Genomic DNA, 17,776 nt, shown 5'->3' with positions numbered 1-17,776 from the left:
TCATCAGCATCATGAGATTATCAGAAAAAAGCCGGCCGTCAGGCCGGCTTTTTCGATTACATCACCAGGCGGCGGATGTCGCTCAGCGTGTTGTTGATGATGGTGATAAAGCGCGCACCATCAGCACCGTCGATGACGCGGTGGTCGAACGACAGGGAGATGGGCAGCATCAGACGCGGCACAAACTCTTTACCGTTCCAGACCGGCTCCATCGCAGACTTGGAGACGCCAAGGATGGCCACTTCCGGCGCGTTGACGATAGGCGCGAAGTGCGTGGTGCCCAGGCCGCCAATGCTGGAAATAGTAAAGCAGCCGCCCTGCATCTCACCCGCGGTCAGCTTGCCGTCACGCGCTTTTTTGGAAATGGTCATCAGTTCGCGGGAAAGCTCAACGATGCCTTTTTTATTCACATCCTTGAATACCGGCACAACCAGCCCGTTAGGCGTATCCACCGCCACGCCGATGTTGATATACTTCTTCAGCGTCAGCTTCTGGCCATCTTCAGACAGCGAGCTGTTGAAGCGCGGCAGTTGCTCAAGCGCGGCAGCGACGGCTTTCATGATGAAGACAACAGGGGTGATTTTCACATCCAGCTTACGCTTCTCAGCTTCCACGTTCTGCTGTTTACGGAACGCTTCCAGATCGGTGATATCCGTTTTATCGAAGTGCGTAACGTGCGGGATCACCACCCAGTTACGGCTGAGGTTTGCACCAGAAATTTTCTGGATGCGGCCCAGTTCAACTTCTTCGATCTCACCAAACTTGCTGAAGTCGACTTTCGGCCACGGCAGCATGCCCGGCAGGCCGCCGCCCGTTGCTGCGGCAGGCGCAGATTCGGCGCGTTTCACCGCCTCTTTCACGTAGGCCTGAACGTCTTCTTTCAGGATGCGGCCCTTACGACCGGAGCCTTTGACTTTCGCCAGGTTCACGCCGAACTCACGCGCCAGACGACGAATAACCGGCGTCGCATGCACGTAAGCGTCGTTTTCAGCGAACTCGTCTTTTGAAGCAGCAGCGTCAGCTTTCGCCGGCGCGGGCTTCGCTTCCTGCTTAGCCGGAGCCGCTTCTTCTTTCTTCGCGGCTGGCGCAGGCGCTGCGCCTTCCACTTCGAACACCATGATTGGCGAGCCGGTTTTCACCTTGTCGCCGGTCGAGATTTTAATCTCTTTCACGGTGCCGGCGAACGGCGCAGGAACTTCCATTGAAGCCTTATCGCCTTCAACGGTGATCAGCGACTGCTCGGCTTCAACTTTATCGCCGACTTTCACCATCACCTCGGTAACTTCAACTTCATCACCGCCGATGTCAGGCACTTCAACGTCTTTTACGCCGCTGGCAGCGGTAGGCGCGGCAGCCGCTTCTTCTTTAACGTCTGGTTTCGCGTCAGAAGACGGTGCGGAGCCTGCCGTTTCGAAGATCATAATCAGCGAACCGGTGCTGACTTTGTCGCCGGTGGCAATTTTGATCTCTTTTACGGTGCCGGCGAATGGCGCAGGGACTTCCATTGAGGCTTTATCGCCCTCAACGGTGATCAGCGACTGCTCAGCGTCGACGGTATCACCAACTTTCACCAGAATCTCAGTAACTTCGACTTCATCGCCACCGATGTCCGGCACGTTCACGTCTTTGCTTTCGGCCGCCGCTGCTGGCTTCTCGTCCGCTTTTTTCTCTTCTTTCGGCGCTTCTTTCGCTTCAGCTTTTTCCGGCGCGGCTGCGCCTTCGGCAGAATCAAAAATCATGATCAGCTTGCCGGTTTCCACTTTGTCACCGGTAGCAACTTTGATCTCTTTTACCACACCCGCTTGCGGCGAAGGCACTTCCATCGAGGCTTTATCGCCCTCTACGGTAATCAGCGACTGCTCAACGTCAACCTTATCGCCCACCTTGACCAGAATCTCGGTGACTTCCACTTCATCTGCACCGATATCCGGTACGTTGATTTCGATAGCCATTAATCTTTACCTCTTATGCCAGACGTGGGTTGACTTTATCGGCATCGATATTGAATTTGGTAATCGCTTCCGCGACCACTTTCTTATCGATTTCACCACTTTTGGCCAGTTCACCCAGCGCTGCAACCACCACGTATGATGCGTCCACTTCGAAATGGTGACGCAGGTTTTCGCGGCTGTCAGAGCGTCCGAAACCATCAGTGCCCAGCACGCGGTAATCGCTGGCTGGCATGAAGGTGCGGATCTGCTCGGCGAACAGTTTCATGTAGTCGGTTGATGCCACGGCTGGCGCATCGTTCATCACCTGCGCGACGTACGGCACGCGCGGCTCCTCGGTTGGGTGCAGCATGTTCCAGCGCTCGCAGTCCTGACCGTCGCGGGCCAGTTCAGTGAACGAGGTCACGCTGTAAACGTCTGAGCCAACGCCATACTCTTTCGCCAGAATCTGTGCCGCTTCACGCACGTGACGCAGGATAGAGCCTGAACCCAGCAGCTGGACTTTACCTTTGCTGCCTTCAAGGGTTTCCAGCTTGTAGATCCCCTTACGAATGCCTTCTTCCGCACCCTGCGGCATCGCAGGCATGTGGTAGTTTTCATTCAGCGTAGTGATGTAGTAGTAGATATTTTCCTGCGCGTCGCCGTACATGCGGACCAGGCCATCGTGCATGATAACCGCCACTTCATACGCGTAAGCCGGATCGTAAGAGATACAGTTAGGAATGGTCAGCGACTGAATGTGGCTGTGGCCATCTTCATGCTGCAAACCTTCCCCATTCAGCGTGGTACGGCCGGAGGTGCCGCCGATCAGGAAGCCGCGCGCCTGCTGATCGCCTGCCGCCCAGCACAGATCGCCGATACGCTGGAAGCCGAACATGGAATAGTAGATATAGAACGGGATCATCGGCAGGTTGTTGGTGCTGTATGACGTTGCCGCCGCCAGCCACGAGGCGCCTGCGCCCAGTTCGTTAATCCCTTCCTGAAGGATCTGGCCTTTTTCGTCTTCTTTATAGTAAGCAACCTGCTCACGGTCCTGCGGCGTATACTGCTGTCCGTTCGGGCTGTAGATACCAATCTGGCGGAACAGACCTTCCATCCCGAAGGTACGCGCTTCATCAGCGATGATCGGCACGAGACGATCTTTGATCGACTTGTTTTTCAGCATCACGTTGAGCGCGCGCACGAAGGCGATAGTGGTGGAGATCTCTTTGTTCTGCTCATCCAGCAAGGATTTGAAGTCTTCCAGCGCAGGCATCTCCAGCTTCTCGCTGAATTTGGGCTGACGGGTCGGCAGATAGCCGCCCAGCTTCTCGCGCTGGCCGTGCAGATATTTGTACTCTTCAGACTCTTTTTCGAAGGTGATGTATGGCATCTCTTCGAGCCGGGCATCCTCAACCGGCACGTTGAAGCGATCGCGGATGTAGCGAACGCCATCCATGTTCATTTTCTTCACCTGGTGCGCGATATTTTTACCTTCTGCGGTGTCGCCCATACCATAACCTTTGATGGTATGCGCCAGGATCACCACCGGTTTGCCTTTGGTGTCCTGCGCTTTTTTCAGCGCCGCATAGATTTTCTTCGGATCGTGACCGCCGCGGTTCAGTGACCAGATCTCATCGTCGGACATATCTTTAACCAGCGCGGCGGTTTCAGGATATTTGCCGAAGAAGTGCTCGCGCACGTAGGCGCCGTCGCGTGATTTGAAGGTCTGATAGTCGCCGTCAACGGTTTCGTTCATCAGCTGAACCAGCTTACCGCTGGTGTCTTTACGCAGCAGTTCGTCCCAGCGACTGCCCCAGATAACCTTGATCACTTCCCAACCGGCGCCGCCAAAAATGCCGTCCAGTTCGTTGATGATCTTACCGTTACCGGTGACCGGGCCGTCCAGGCGTTGCAGGTTACAGTTGATGATGAAGACCAGGTTGTCCAGCTTCTCGCGGGTGGCGATAGTGATGGCGCCTTTGGATTCCGGTTCATCCATTTCGCCGTCGCCAAGGAAGGCGTAAACGGTCTGCTGCGCGGTATCTTTCAGGCCGCGATGCTCAAGATATTTCAGGAATTTGGCCTGATAAATTGCGCCAATTGGGCCAAGGCCCATTGATACGGTCGGGAACTGCCAGAACTCAGGCATCAGTTTTGGATGCGGGTAAGAGGAGAGCCCTTTACCGTGCACTTCCTGACGGAAGTTGTTCATCTGATCTTCGGTCAGGCGGCCTTCCAGGAAGGCGCGTGCGTAAACGCCGGGAGAGATGTGGCCCTGGAAATAGACCAGATCGCCGCCGTCTTTCTCGCTGCGCGCACGGAAGAAGTGGTTGAAGCACACTTCATAAATGGTTGCGGAAGACTGGAAGGAAGACATGTGTCCACCCAGCTCCAGATCTTTTTTCGATGCGCGCAGAACGGCCATAATAGCGTTCCAACGGATCGCGGAACGAATACGACGTTCCAGAGAAGTATTGCCCGGATAGTCTGGCTCGTCCTCAACGGCAATTGAGTTGACGTAGTTACTGACGCCTTTACCAGAAGCTACCTGCACGCCACCTTTGCGTGCTTCGCTCAGCACCTGGTCAATCAGATACTGTGCGCGCTCAACACCTTCTTCACGGATGACCGATTCGATCGCCTGTAGCCAGTCGCGAGTTTCGATCGGATCCACGTCATTTTGTAAACGTTCTGACATGGGCGGTATTCCTTATTTGTGTCTACTACGTTGAATTATCTGGAGCCTGTCTCTCTGTACTTTGTTTCTTTTCAAAGCACAAAGAGACAGGCCCTGGTGTATTCCCTTCGCCTTCGGCGTGGGGGCGAATTTTCACGTATATCTCTACGCGTTAATCCTTGCGTTGCTGTAAACGTCGCAGAGAGCGTTCACGACGCGTCTGCTCCCGGCTTCTGTCCAGCAGTATTTCCTCGATAAACGCCAGGTGACGGTGTGAAGCCTCGCGCGCCCGTTCGGGCTCACGCGCTACAATCGCCTCGAAAATACTGGCGCGGTGACCGCTCACTGTTGCCAGCATTTCGCGGCGCGAGTAGAGCAATTCAAAATTCTGTCTTACGTTCTGTTCGAGCATCGGCCCCATGCAGCGTAGCAAATGCAACAGCACTACGTTATGCGCTGCTTCTGTTACGGCAATTTGATACTGCATCACCGCATCGGCTTCAGCATCCCGATCGCCGCTCTGCTGGGCAGCCTGAATCTGCAAATGGCAGTCGCGGATGCGTTCAAGATCGTCATCAGTTCCCCGAAGCGCGGCGTAATAGGCGGCAATCCCTTCCAGCGCGTGACGCGTTTCCAGCAGATCGAACTGGGATTCAGGATGGCTGGCAAGCAGTTCAACGAGCGGGTCGCTCAGGCTTTGCCAAAGGCTGGTCTGAACAAAAGTGCCGCCGCCCTGACGGCGCAGCAGCAGACCTTTCGCTTCCAGACGCTGGATAGCTTCACGCAAAGAGGGACGGGAGACATCAAACTGTTTTGCGAGCTCGCGTTCAGGGAGCAGTTTTTCACCCGGTCGAAGCGTCCCTTCCATGATCAGGGATTCAAGCTGTTGCTCAATGGCATCGGAAAGCTTTGGCTGGCGAATCTTACTGTAGGCCATTATCCCTTCTCATGCTCTTCACCGAAGTAAATTGGTAATACCAATTGAAAAATGGTGCCCGTAAAGTAACAAAGTATTCACCTTGTGTCTATATGGCATCAGCCCGAAATCAGAACAGCTTCACGCTTTAACAGACGGCATGAGTCTGTATAAAGCGGTCATAAATCCGGGTGGCTTAAAGGTCAAACGGCTTAACTTTCATCAAAGAAGGCAAACGCTTAAGTAAAAGCATTGTTAATCATAAGCGAATACTATTCGCCTTTATTCAACGAATATGACATGACTCAGAAATGTGACCGGCCGATGCTTTTTTACGCATACCGCCGCACAGAAAGCGAAAGCGAGTGCAATGCGCTGCACTTATCACTATTCTTGTCGCGAAGGTAGCCGGGGTCATAATTTAATGGCCCAGGCTCTGTACACTTTTCAATACGTTACTTGTAATATCTCTCTTACACGAGCAATCGTCCGTCAAGAAGAATAACGACATCAAGAGGTTTATATGGGACAACATCAGGGCGAGACGCTGAAGCGTGGTTTAAAAAACCGCCATATACAGCTGATCGCGTTGGGAGGTGCCGTAGGTACCGGCCTGTTTCTGGGGATCGCGGACACGATTAGAATGGCCGGCCCATCCGTATTGCTGGGCTATGCAATCGGTGGTTTTATCGCGTTTATGATTATGCGACAGCTAGGGGAAATGGTCGTTGAAGAACCCGTAGCCGGATCGTTCAGCCATTTTGCCTATAAGTACTGGGGTAACTTTGCCGGTTTTGCCTCCGGCTGGAATTACTGGATTTTGTATGTGCTGGTCGCCATGGCCGAGCTGACCGCCGTTGGCAAATATATTCAATACTGGTGGCCCGAAATCCCGACCTGGATGTCTGCGGCCGTGTTCTTTGTGCTGATTAACGCCATCAACCTTACTAACGTTAAAGTGTACGGTGAAATGGAGTTCTGGTTTGCCATTATTAAAGTGGCGGCAGTCATCGGCATGATCCTGTTTGGCGGCTGGTTGCTGTTCAGCGGTAGCGCCGGGCCGGAAGCAACGGTTTCCAACCTGTGGGACAAAGGCGGCTTCTTCCCCAACGGCGTCTCCGGCATGGTGATGGCAATGGCGGTGTTAATGTTCTCTTTCGGGGGTCTTGAACTGGTCGGCATTACCGCAGCAGAGGCCGACGATCCCGAGAAAACCATCCCCAAGGCCACTAACCAGGTGCTGTACCGCATTTTAATCTTCTATATCGGTTCACTCACCGTTCTGCTGTCGCTCTATCCCTGGACGAAAGTTATCGGCGGTTCCAGTCCTTTCGTTATGATTTTCCATGATCTGGGCGATACCCTGGTAGCAAACGCGCTGAACGTGGTAATCCTTACCGCGGCACTGTCGGTCTATAACAGCTGTGTGTACTGCAACAGCCGCATGCTGTTTGGTCTCGCTCAGCAGGGCAACGCCCCGCAGATGCTGATGAAGGTTGATAAACGCGGCGTCCCGGTAGCGGCAATTGGTATCTCGGCGTTGGCAACGGCGCTCTGCGTATTGATCAACTATCTGATGCCGGGCGAGGCGTTTGGTCTGCTGATGGCACTGGTGGTTTCTGCACTGGTGATTAACTGGGCGATGATCAGCCTTGCTCACCTGAAATTCCGTCGTAAAAAGGATCGTCAGGGTGTACAGACACGCTTTAAAGCGCTGTTTTATCCGGCAGGTAACTGGATCTGTCTGGTCTTCCTTGCGGGGATCCTGGTGATTATGGCAATGACGCCGGGCATGGCGATTTCAGTATGGCTGATCCCTGTATGGATTGCCGTTCTGGCGGTAGGCTATGCACTAAAAAACCGCATGCAAAAAGCATAAGGTGAAAGTTTTATCTAAAGGGGCTTCCGGCCCCTTTTTTTAACGCCTGAAGAATACGTTTCTTTAAATAAGCGCGCCGTAAATGGTTAACAGCGCCACCACCACCACAATGATCAGTGAAACTTTTTTAGCCAGCGCCACCGCCACGCGGGGCGTCTCAACCTTATCGGTATGCGGGTCGCGCGCCAGTGAATACTGTGCCAACCGTGTTAAAACCTGATACTGCGGTGTACGGCGATCGGTTAATGACGCGAACCAGGCAGGCAGTGCGCGCTCACCGTGGCCAAGCAGCGCATACGCGACGCCAACCAGCCTGACCGGCAGCCAGTCAATAACGTGCAGCACGCTGTCAATACCGGCCTGCGCGCGCTCAAGCGGCGTCCGATGTCGTGCCAACCAGGTTTGCCAGGCGCGCAGAAAGGCATACCCCACCAGCAGTACCGGCCCCCATGTCCCTCCTACTACAAACCAGAAAAGCGGAGCCAGATAAAAGCGATAGTTAATCCATAACAGCGCATTTTGCAGTTCGCTCAGGTATTCACGCTCACTACAATTGACGGGCAAGCCATGAATAAGCGTGAGCTCTTCAGCCATGGCGCTGTGTGCATCAGTATCATTGCGGCTTGCCGCCTTCAGATAGGCATGATAGTGCAAACGCACCGAGCCCGCGCCGATGCATAAAAGCCCGACGGCGGTCCAGAACAGCAGTTGCAAAACACCATAGAACCAGCCTTTCAGCGCCAGCACGCAAACCGCAGTAACGCCAATGGCAACCAAAAACATCAGTAGCGTGCGCGATAACGAGAAACGATGTTGCTTACTAAAAAATGGCGTCAAAAGATGATCGAGCTGCCAGTGCTCACCCATTTTAAACAAGCGTTCCCAGCCTGATACCAACAGTAAACAAAAGAGCGTCATGCTGGTTACTCCTTATCAACAGGCTTTGAGTCATATTGCCTTAGCGCGGCATAGTATCGCGTCCAGTCAAACGACGGCCCGGGATCGGTTTTTCTGATCGGCGCAATATCGCTATGACCAGTAATATTTTCTGCGATGGTCGGATAGTACTCAACCAGCAACCGGGTCACCTTCTCAAGCGCACGATACTGCGCATCGGAGTAAGGGAGCGTGTCGGTTCCTTCCAGTTCAATACCGATGGAGAAGTCATTACATGCCTCACGCCCCTGATAAGATGAAACTCCGGCGTGCCAGGCGCGCAGATGAAAAGGGACGTATTGCACGATTTCGCCATCGCGCCGAATCAGACAATGTGCTGAAACACGAAGAGCGGCAATAGCGGCAAAACAGGGGTGCGCGTCAGGATCCAGCGTTCCGGTAAACAGCGCATCAATCCACGGCCCGCCGAACTGGCCCGGCGGCAGGCTAATATTGTGAATAACCAGCAACGTGGGCGCGACACCGGCTGGCCGCTCATCGAAATGCGGCGAGGGCACCCTTCTCGCCTCATGGATCCAGCCTGCTTGTAAATGCATGCGATACTCTCCTTTCGTAACGATATCATCAGAGTAACATGAATCATTTTTTGGCAATGCAACATGTGATGCGCATTAAATAGCGTTCTGGCCGGCTGACAAGGCCCCCTGAACCAGGCTAGCATAATCGAACATTTTATCCGACGTTTCGGAGCCCAACCATGACCACCCGCCGCTACGATCCGAACAGCCGCCACGCCGCGCTGCTGGCCCGTATTGATGACGATATTCCTCCTGCCGTTGCACTGGCTTTGCGTGAAGATCTGGGCGGCGATATCGACGCTGAAAAAGACATTACCGCCAGCCTGCTTCCCGCCGAGGCCCGCGCCCATGCCGTTGTTATCACCCGCGAGCCCGGTATTTTTTGCGGTAAGCGCTGGGTAGAAGAGATCTTCATCCAACTTGGCAACAAAACACAGATTATCTGGCATGTGGACGATGGCGATGCCATTCAGGCTAACCAAACGCTGTTTGAAGTGTTGGGCCCTTCTGCGTTGATTCTGACCGCAGAACGTACGGCACTGAATTTTGTGCAAACCCTTTCCGGCGTGGCTACCGAGGTCAGTCGCTACGTTGCCCTTTTGCAAGGTACGCGTACTCAACTGCTGGATACGCGTAAAACACTGCCCGGCCTGCGTACCGCGCTGAAGTATGCCGTGCTGTGTGGCGGTGGCGCTAACCATCGTCTTGGGTTGTCGGATGCTTTCCTTATAAAGGAAAATCACATCATCGCGACGGGCTCCATTCGCGATGCCATCAATAAAGCAAGCTGGCTGCATCCCGACGTTCCCGTTGAGGTAGAGGTGGAGACGCTTGATGAACTCAACCAGGCGATCGATGCCGGGGCGGATATTATCATGCTTGATAATTTCACCCTTGAGGCTATGCGTGACGCCGTGAAGCTTGCCGATGGTCGCGCGCTGCTGGAAGTTTCCGGCAACGTTACCGCTGAAACACTGAAAACCTTTGCCGAAACAGGCGTTGATTATATTTCCGTGGGCGCGCTGACTAAACATATCCATGCACTCGATCTCTCCATGCGCTTTCGTTAACCGCACCTTTTTGTATCATGCGCCACCCGTTAAGTGTGGCGTTTATTTTGGCTGTGATATTAATTTGCGGCATGCCTTCCACGCTTATTGCTTAATAATGCAACAGACAAATCATTTCTGAATCTGGCTCCAGACCTCTTTTTTTGCCGCTGGAAACGCACGATGCCCGCTATTAGGCTGCACTCCTCATCCCTAAAGGAGTAGTGCTATGGAAAAGCAACGTGGTTTCACCCTGATCGAACTGATGATTGTTATTGCCATCATCGCCATATTGAGCGCAATCGGCCTTCCTGCTTATCAGAACTACCTGCAAAAAGCGGCGCTGACGGATATGTTGCAAACGGCAATGCCGTATAAAACGGCCGTCGAACTATGCGCGCTTGAACACGGTGGGCCGGGCAGCTGTTCTGAGGGCGTTAACGGCGTGCCTTCAGGTAAAGGCTCACGCTATGTCTCCGCCGTTTCCGTTCAGACAGGCACCCTCACCCTGACCGGGCAGGAGAGCCTGGCCGGACTGAGCGTGATCATGAAGCCGCAGTGGAATAATGAAGGGCAAATGGGCTGGCAGCGTAGCTGTAACAGCGAGCAACCAACGTTAAAAGAAGCCTGCGAGAACATGTTCCGCTTCGATGATGAAAGTACCGGCGGTGAAGAATGACGCAGTTGCCCTCTCACAAAGCTATAGAAAGTCTCTGCCAGCAGAATCAGGCCGTGATATTAGAAATGACGCAGGAGCGATTACATCTGGCCGTTAGCGAAATGCCCTCAACAGCCATGATGGAATCGCTACGCTTCGCCACACAGGCCGTTATTGATATTGAACACTGGCCTGAGGCACGCCTGGCGCAATTTTTACAAACGCAGGATGCAAAGCCGCAGACAGAGTCTAATCATCAAACAGCAGCGCCTGAGCGCATCAATCAGCTGTTATTACTGGCCATACAACAGCGCGCATCTGATATCCATCTTGAACCGCAGGCGAAATTATTACGAATTCGCTTTCGGGTTGATGGCGTGCTGCAAGACGTTCCCACCAGCGCGGCAGATTCTGCCGCCACGCTCGTTGCCCGCCTGAAGATCCTTGCAGGGCTGGATATTGCAGAGCGACGAACGCCTCAGGATGGTCAGTTTTCGGTTGACCTTAATGGAAAATCAGAAACGTTTCGCCTTTCAACGCTGCCCATACGCTTTGGCGAGAAAGCGGTCATTCGCCTGCTGCAAAGCGATACCAATGCCGTTACGTTAGAAAATCTGGGGATGACATCAGCCTCGCTACGGCGCTTTCAGAAAGCGCTGTCACGACCACAAGGCCTCATCCTTGTTACCGGCCCAACCGGCAGCGGTAAAACCTTTACGCTTTACAGCGGACTGAGCTGGCTGAACCATCCCCAGCGCAACGTATGTAGCGTAGAAGATCCGATAGAAATACCGCTGGTAGGCGTAAATCAAACCCAGATTCATCCCAGAAGCGGGCTTGATTTTGGCCGGGTGCTGCGCGCGCTTCTGCGCCAGGATCCTGATGTGATTATGCTTGGCGAAATTCGTGATGCCGAAACCGCTGAGATAGCAGTTAAAGCCGCGCAAACAGGGCATCTGGTACTGTCGACATTACACACTAATTCGACCACGGAAACGCTTACCCGTATGGCGCAGATGGGGATCCCGGGCTACCTGCTTGCTTCTGCGCTGAAACTAGTGATCGCCCAACGGTTAGTTCGCCGTCTCTGCATTCACTGCCGAGAACCGGCGGAAGCCGTAGCGCACTTTCCCTCCAACATCTGGCCTGGCACGGTACAAAACTGGCGAGCCAGAGGATGCGAACGCTGCTGCTCAGGTTTCTATGGCCGCCTGGCGATATTTGAGCTTTTACAGATAACACCTCGCCTGCAAAACGCCATCATCGCTGAGAAAGGCCCGGAAGAGCTTTCCGATTTAGCTAAAAATCAGGGAATGCAGCCTTTATTTATTGAAGGATTACACTGTGTGAATCGTGGCGAAACAACGCTTGAAGAGCTTAATCGCGTAGTGGGGCTGGAGGATGGCTGATAAACGGCTATTTCACTGGCGCGGAATGGATAGTGAAGGCCATTTTAGTCAGGGTGCTTTTTTTTGCCTCTCCCGTCACGAGGCAATGGAAAGGCTGGTTGAAAAAAACTGCCTGCCCACAACGCTTGTTGCCGGGCGCAGATATCAGGCCAAAGACTGGAAGTGTCCACATAAAACTGCTTTTTTCCGCCAGCTTGCGACCTTGCTTAAGGCCGGCCTGACGCTATCAGATAGCTTAACGCTGACAGGCGAAGACCATGACGAGCTGGCGTGGCAGGCTTTGATTACGCACATTCAGCAGAGCGTATCGGAAGGCGTTCCTTTTTCCGATGCGATGGCAGAGTGGCCCGACGTTTTTCCGCCCCTCTATCCTGCGCTGATAAAAGTAGGCGAACTCACTGGCCGACTGGACGAGTGCTGCTTGCAGTTGGCGAGTCAGCAGGAGCGGCAACAGGCGTTACAAAAGAAAGTGCAAAAGGCGCTGCGCTATCCGCTATTCATTCTCGCGGTTGCTCTGATAGTAAGCACTGGCATGCTGGTATGGGTATTACCTGAGTTTGTATCCATTTACCAAACCTTCGATGCACCGCTACCGGCGTTCACAGCCGCAGTGATGACGCTTTCCGACTGGCTGCGTCAGTACGGGCTCTTTATCCTTCCTGGCGTGATAGCCGCAGGATATAGCGTACAATGGCATTTTCATCGCTCAGCATCCTGGCAAAGAAAAATACAGTTAACGTTATTACGCATTCCATTAATTGGACGGCTTTATCGCGGTGGGCAGTTAGGAAGAATATTTATGACGCTGGCGATGACGCAGCAGGCTGGTTTAACCCTTCTGCAAAGCCTTCAGGCCGTGGAGCGGACGCTAACGCAAAAACTCTGGCGTGACGCCATCGTGATGCTACAAACGCATATTTCATCCGGGCGACCGCTAAACCATGCGCTAAAACAGCATGTGCTGTTCACGCCGCTTTGCTACCAGCTCATTAAAGTGGGCGAAGAAGCCGGTTCGCTGGACAGTTTGCTGGTCAGACTGGGCGTTTTTCATGAGGAAAACACCGCAGAACTGGCGGATAATCTGGCGGCGGCGCTGGAGCCGTTAATGATGATAGTGACAGGAGCGATAGTCGGCACGCTGGTGGTTGCCATGTATCTTCCCATCTTCAATCTTGGCGATGCGCTTGGCTAGCGTTTAACAGAACGAAGGCGCAAAACAGAGTGAAACACCGGGCGGAAACGCCACAAAGAAGAGCACCCTTCATCATCAATACCTCATAATGAAGGGTTAAGTATTAGCGGTTAAACACCCGGTTTTCCTGTTCAGCCACGCGAATAAAGGTAGTGCGCTTGGTCAGCTCTTTCAAACGTTCGGCACCAACGTACGTACAGGCCGAACGCAGACCGCCAAGGATATCACGCGCGGTATGCTCTACCGGTCCGCGAACAGGCAGCTTCACCGTTTTACCTTCAGCGGCACGGTAACCTGCCACGCCGCCAGCGTGGCGCTTCATGGCTGACTCGGAGCTCATACCGTAGAAGAGCATAAACTGCTCGCCGTTTTCCTCCACCACGGTGCCCTCACATTCGTCATGTGCAGCGAGCATTCCACCGAGCATGACAAAATCTGCGCCGCCGCCAAAGGCTTTTGCGACGTCGCCGGGTACGGAACAGCCTCCGTCGCTGACGATCTGACCGCCAAGCCCGTGGGCGGCGTCTGCGCATTCAATAACGGCAGAAAGCTGAGGATAGCCTACCCCGGTTTTGACGCGCGTAGTACAAACAGAGCCAGGCCCGATGCCAACTTTAATGATATCCGCGCCGGAAAGTATCAGTTCTTCAACCATCTCGCCGGTGACAACATTACCGGCGCAAATCGTTTTATCCGGGCAGGCTTCACGCGCGCGTTTCAGGAAATCGACAAAATGCTCAGAATAGCCGTTAGCCACATCGATACAGATAAAGTTCAGTGCGGGCGACAGCGCCAGAATTTGTTTCAACTTAACGAAGTCGGACTCAGATGTTCCGGTTGATACCATGACGTGCCGCAACACGCTTTCCGGCACGCGTGAAACAAACGCCTGCCACTGCTCGATGCTGTAGTGTTTATGTACGGCGGTCAGCACGTCAAAAGATGCCAGTGCTTCCGCCATGCTGAAGGTGCCCACCGTATCCATATTGGCGGCGATGACAGGCACGCCTGACCAGACCACGCCAGAATGCTTAAAGGTGAAATGACGTGTCAAATCCACCTGAGAACGGCTCTTAAGCGTAGAACGCTTTGGCCGGATAAGAACATCTTTAAAACCTAACTTAATATCTTCTTCGATACGCATGATCTTTTCCTGGTTAATGGCGCAATCTAACAGGCGTGCTGCCAGCTCCAGTGAGCTTATCATACGCACTAAAAACGCGGCGACAAGACTGCGAAAACCGGTTTATTTACGCTACAATCCCATAAATTTACCGAAATTCTTCAGATGCGGATGAGACTGCGACATCGCGTGCCGTATTTGATAACGAGCCACACCAACTGTATCCATTCGTGGGCCAGAGGCACAGGAGCTTATGCGCTATACTGTTGCGCTGACCGGAGGCATCGGCAGCGGGAAAACCACTATCGCTAATGCCTTTGCCGCCAGAGGCGTGGACGTTGTCGATGCGGATGTCATCGCCCGCCAGGTTGTTGAACCAGGCCGGCCAGCGTTGAACGCCATACATGAAAAATTTGGTCCGCGGATCCTCCTGAAAGACGGTTCGCTGGACCGCGCGCGGCTACGTAAGCAAATCTTCACCGCACCTGAAGATAAAGCGTGGCTGAATGCGCTGTTGCATCCTCTGATTCAGGCAGAGACCCGCAGACAACTGGCGATGGCGCAATCAGTATGGTGCCTGTGGGTTGTCCCTCTGCTGGTAGAAAATAATTTGCAGCACCTGGCGAACCGGGTGCTGGTTGTGGATGTGGATCGCACTACACAGCTTTCGCGTACGATGGCGAGAGACGGCGTATCCCGCGCGCAGGCGGAACATATTCTCGCGGCGCAGGCCTCACGTGAAACCCGACTTGCGGCGGCAGACGATATTATTAATAACGGCGGGTCACCCGATGCAGTGGCCGCCCAGGTTGCCGTTCTTGACCAGCGCTACAGGCAGCTGGCTTCGGCAACACAGCAGGATTAATACATGAGCACAACCATACTATTTGAATATCCTTTAAATGAAAAAATGCGCACCTGGCTGCGTATTGAATTCCTTCTTCAACAGTTGGATCAGTGTCAGACCATTACCGATCACCTGAGCGCCCTGACTTTTTTTCGCAACGCGGCCGAGTTGCTGGACGTTTTTGAGCGCGGCGAGTTGCGCACTGAAATATTAAAAGAACTGGAAAAACAGCAGCAAAAGCTACGTTCATGGGCTGAAGTTCCGGGTGTTGATATGGAACGGGTAAATGTGCTGAACGACAACCTTAAAGCGCGTGCGGCGGTGCTGATTGCCGCGCCGCGTATGGGCCAGCTACTGCGTGAAGATCGCCTGATCGGGCTGGTACGCCAGCGCCTCAGTATTCCCGGCGGCTGTTGTAGTTTTGATCTTCCGACGTTGCATACCTGGCTACATATCGGGCAGTCACAGCGCGATGAACAGGTCGCACTATGGATGTCTTCGCTCGATCCTATTCGCCATGCGCTGACGCTGCTGCTCGATTTGATCCGTCAGTCGGGCAACTTCCGTACGCAGACCAGCCTGAACGGTTTCTTTCAGGATAATGCGGACGGCGCAGAGCTACTGCGCCTGATGCTGTCGCTGGATGACGCGCTCTACCCACAGGTCTCCGGGCATAAAAGCCGTTTCGCTATCCGCTTTATGCCGCTCGACAGCGAACGCGGTGAGATCCCGGCCCGGCTTGATTTTGAACTTGCCTGCTGTTAAAGGTGTTTTATGAATAATGATGTAACGATGGTTAATTGCCCAACCTGTGGCAAAGACGTGATTTGGGACGAACTAAGCCCATGGCGGCCATTTTGCAGTAAGCGCTGCCAGCTTATTGACCTGGGAGAATGGGCAGCGGAAGAAAAACGCATCAGCAGCAGCGGCGATCTGTCGGAAAGCGACGACTGGAGCGAAGCAGATCCTGACCGATAACGGTGCCCGCTGATGCGGGCAGCCGGCTACGCTTCAGCTCTGAGACGGGCAACAATGCCTACATTAGCAGGCGGGAAATCTTCAGCAATTAAATCCGCCTGCGCAACCCAGCGCGATGGCTGCCCTTCGCGACCATAGGGCTCTCCCTGCCACTCCTCAACGATAAAGAAGTAGAGTGACACTTTTAAATCGTCGTAGGTATGGTCGAATGACTCATAGGGCACCGCATTGAGCACAGTGATATCGGTTTCTTCCCGGAGCTCGCGCTTTAATGCCTCCAGGGGTGTTTCACCTGCTTCAATTTTTCCACCAGGAAACTCCCACATACTCGCCATGTAGGCGGTTGCAGACCGCTGCGCCAGGAATATCTGCCGTTGCGAATTACGAATGATCCCCACGGCTACTTGCAGATGCTTCATTTTCTTCTCACTTTGTCATCCTGATTTTGCTGATACTATTTCAGTCTTAACCTGTTATGACAACCTTCCGGCAGGCGAAAATTTTTTTGCGGCCATAAAAAAGGCCGGTATTTCTCCGGCCTCAGTCTGATGTATTTGTTTATGCAAGGCGCCCGTGGCACTGCTTAAACTTTTTACCGGAACCGCACGGACAGGGATCGTTTCGCCCGACTTTACGTTCGCCGGTCTGATCGGCCAGCGCGATTGCCGCTTCCGTCTCGGTATCAACGTGACTTAGCTGCTGCTGTTGGGCCAGACGCTCGGCCTCTTCACGGCGCTGCTCTTCCATCGCCTCGACCTCTTCCGGCATACGAACCTGCACCTTACTCAGCGTACTGATCACTTCGTACTTCAGCGATTCCAGCATGGCTGCGAACATCGCAAAGGATTCGCGCTTATACTCCTGCTTCGGATCTTTTTGCGCATAGCCACGCAGGTGGATGCCCTGACGCAGGTAGTCCATCGCCGCCAGATGCTCTTTCCACAGGGAATCCAGCGTTTGCAGCATCACGCCTTTCTCGAAGTTGCGCATCATCTCAACGCCAACAATCTCTTCTTTAAGCAGGTAATGCTGTTTAGCCTGTTCAAGAATACGTTCCCGCAGCGTTTCTTCGTGCAGATCCGGCTCCTTATCCAGCCATTCAGCGATGGGCAGCTCAAGATCGAAGTCGTTTTTAAGACGCTCCTGCAAACCCGGCACATCCCACATTTCCTCAAGCGACTGCGGGGGAATGTAGCTGTCCAGCGTCGTTTTAAAGACGTCTTCGCGAATACTGGCAATGGTTTCTGATACGTCTGATACGTCCAGCAGCTCGTTACGCTGTGAGTAGATAGCGCGGCGCTGATCGTTGGCCACGTCATCATATTCAAGCAGCTGCTTGCGAATATCGAAGTTGCGGCTTTCCACTTTCCGCTGCGCGTTAGCAATGGCTTTTGTCACCCAGGGATGCTCGATCGCTTCGCCCGGCTTCATGCCCAGCTTGCGCATCATATTGGACACGCGATCAGAGGCGAAAATACGCATCAGCGCATCTTCCATTGACAGGTAGAAGCGCGAGGAGCCGTTATCACCCTGACGACCGGAACGACCACGCAGCTGGTTATCAATACGGCGTGATTCGTGACGCTCGGTACCGATAATATGCAGACCGCCAGAGGCCAGCACCGCTTCATGGCGGATCTTC

The 17,776-nt window shown here is 53.6% G+C and carries 16 protein-coding genes; 8 read left to right on the top strand and 8 right to left on the bottom strand.

What is annotated here, in order from left to right:
* Positions 1 to 56: 56 nt before the first annotated feature.
* From aceF to pdhR, 3 genes are all read right to left on the bottom strand, one after another.
* Positions 57 to 1,952: a pyruvate dehydrogenase complex dihydrolipoyllysine-residue acetyltransferase gene (gene aceF / locus GS12_RS07990; RefSeq protein WP_034945703.1), complete on the bottom strand. Its 1,896-nt coding sequence runs from the start codon at positions 1,950 to 1,952 to the stop codon at positions 57 to 59.
* A gap of 13 nt (positions 1,953 to 1,965) precedes the next feature.
* The gene (gene aceE, locus GS12_RS07985; RefSeq protein WP_034945701.1) at positions 1,966 to 4,629 is read right to left on the bottom strand and encodes a pyruvate dehydrogenase (acetyl-transferring), homodimeric type; all 2,664 of its coding nucleotides are present in this window, start codon (positions 4,627 to 4,629) and stop codon (positions 1,966 to 1,968) included.
* Positions 4,630 to 4,780: 151 nt separating this feature from the next.
* On the bottom strand, positions 4,781 to 5,545 hold the full coding sequence (gene pdhR / locus GS12_RS07980) for a pyruvate dehydrogenase complex transcriptional repressor PdhR (protein WP_034912300.1): 765 nt from the start codon (positions 5,543 to 5,545) through the stop codon (positions 4,781 to 4,783).
* A 502-nt stretch (positions 5,546 to 6,047) separates the two neighbouring features.
* Here pdhR and aroP point away from each other — a divergent pair.
* Positions 6,048 to 7,403 (top strand): aromatic amino acid transporter AroP, encoded by a 1,356-nt coding sequence (gene aroP / locus GS12_RS07975; protein WP_034912297.1) that lies wholly within the window; start codon positions 6,048 to 6,050, stop codon positions 7,401 to 7,403.
* Positions 7,404 to 7,466: 63 nt separating this feature from the next.
* Here aroP and ampE read toward each other — a convergent pair whose 3' ends face one another.
* Positions 7,467 to 8,321, bottom strand: coding sequence for a beta-lactamase regulator AmpE (gene ampE, locus GS12_RS07970; RefSeq protein WP_034945699.1), 855 nt, complete (start codon positions 8,319 to 8,321; stop codon positions 7,467 to 7,469).
* 5 nt (positions 8,322 to 8,326) lie between these two features.
* Positions 8,327 to 8,896 (bottom strand): 1,6-anhydro-N-acetylmuramyl-L-alanine amidase AmpD, encoded by a 570-nt coding sequence (ampD, locus tag GS12_RS07965; protein WP_034945697.1) that lies wholly within the window; start codon positions 8,894 to 8,896, stop codon positions 8,327 to 8,329.
* Positions 8,897 to 9,057: 161 nt separating this feature from the next.
* Between ampD and nadC the strand changes: the two genes are divergently transcribed.
* The 4 genes from nadC (at position 9,058) to hofC (ending at position 13,186) form a co-directional block, all read left to right on the top strand.
* Positions 9,058 to 9,948, top strand: a complete 891-nt coding sequence (gene nadC, locus GS12_RS07960; RefSeq protein ID WP_034945695.1) for a carboxylating nicotinate-nucleotide diphosphorylase — start codon at positions 9,058 to 9,060, stop codon at positions 9,946 to 9,948.
* 208 nt (positions 9,949 to 10,156) lie between these two features.
* Positions 10,157 to 10,606: a prepilin peptidase-dependent pilin gene (ppdD, locus tag GS12_RS07955; RefSeq protein ID WP_034945692.1), complete on the top strand. Its 450-nt coding sequence runs from the start codon at positions 10,157 to 10,159 to the stop codon at positions 10,604 to 10,606.
* On the top strand, positions 10,603 to 11,994 hold the full coding sequence (gspE, locus tag GS12_RS07950) for a type II secretion system protein GspE (RefSeq protein ID WP_034945689.1): 1,392 nt from the start codon (positions 10,603 to 10,605) through the stop codon (positions 11,992 to 11,994). The genes ppdD and gspE overlap by 4 nt, the downstream gene beginning before the upstream one ends.
* Positions 11,987 to 13,186: a protein transport protein HofC gene (gene hofC, locus GS12_RS07945; protein WP_034945686.1), complete on the top strand. Its 1,200-nt coding sequence runs from the start codon at positions 11,987 to 11,989 to the stop codon at positions 13,184 to 13,186. Before gspE ends, hofC begins: the two co-directional genes overlap by 8 nt.
* Before the next feature lie 103 nt (positions 13,187 to 13,289).
* On the opposite strand, the gene GS12_RS07940 is transcribed toward hofC, so the two are convergent.
* The gene (locus tag GS12_RS07940) at positions 13,290 to 14,330 is read right to left on the bottom strand and encodes a GMP reductase (RefSeq protein WP_034912281.1); all 1,041 of its coding nucleotides are present in this window, start codon (positions 14,328 to 14,330) and stop codon (positions 13,290 to 13,292) included.
* Positions 14,331 to 14,562: 232 nt separating this feature from the next.
* On the opposite strand from GS12_RS07940, the gene coaE reads away from it, so the two are divergent.
* Genes coaE through yacG form a run of 3 tightly spaced genes read left to right on the top strand, consistent with a single transcriptional unit; the run spans position 14,563 to position 16,134 of the window.
* A complete protein-coding gene (gene coaE, locus GS12_RS07935) occupies positions 14,563 to 15,174 on the top strand; it encodes a dephospho-CoA kinase (protein WP_034945683.1) in 612 nt (203 codons plus the stop codon).
* 3 nt (positions 15,175 to 15,177) lie between these two features.
* Positions 15,178 to 15,921 carry a cell division protein ZapD gene (gene zapD, locus GS12_RS07930; protein WP_034945680.1) on the top strand — a complete coding sequence of 248 codons (744 nt, stop codon included), beginning with the start codon at positions 15,178 to 15,180 and terminating at the stop codon, positions 15,919 to 15,921.
* A 9-nt stretch (positions 15,922 to 15,930) separates the two neighbouring features.
* Positions 15,931 to 16,134, top strand: coding sequence for a DNA gyrase inhibitor YacG (gene yacG / locus GS12_RS07925; protein ID WP_034912275.1), 204 nt, complete (start codon positions 15,931 to 15,933; stop codon positions 16,132 to 16,134).
* Positions 16,135 to 16,160: 26 nt separating this feature from the next.
* Here yacG and mutT read toward each other — a convergent pair whose 3' ends face one another.
* Together mutT and GS12_RS07915 are read right to left on the bottom strand one after the other, a co-directional pair.
* A complete protein-coding gene (gene mutT / locus GS12_RS07920; RefSeq protein ID WP_034945677.1) occupies positions 16,161 to 16,553 on the bottom strand; it encodes an 8-oxo-dGTP diphosphatase MutT in 393 nt (130 codons plus the stop codon).
* Positions 16,554 to 16,692: 139 nt separating this feature from the next.
* A partial coding sequence (locus GS12_RS07915) for a preprotein translocase subunit SecA (protein ID WP_034945674.1) occupies positions 16,693 to 17,776 on the bottom strand: 1,084 nt, incomplete at its 5' end.

Source organism: Erwinia oleae (assembly GCF_000770305.1).
Taxonomy (GTDB): domain Bacteria; phylum Pseudomonadota; class Gammaproteobacteria; order Enterobacterales; family Enterobacteriaceae; genus Erwinia; species Erwinia oleae.
Note: the sequence above shows the minus strand (reverse complement) of the source record. Positions and strands in the feature narration are given on the sequence as shown.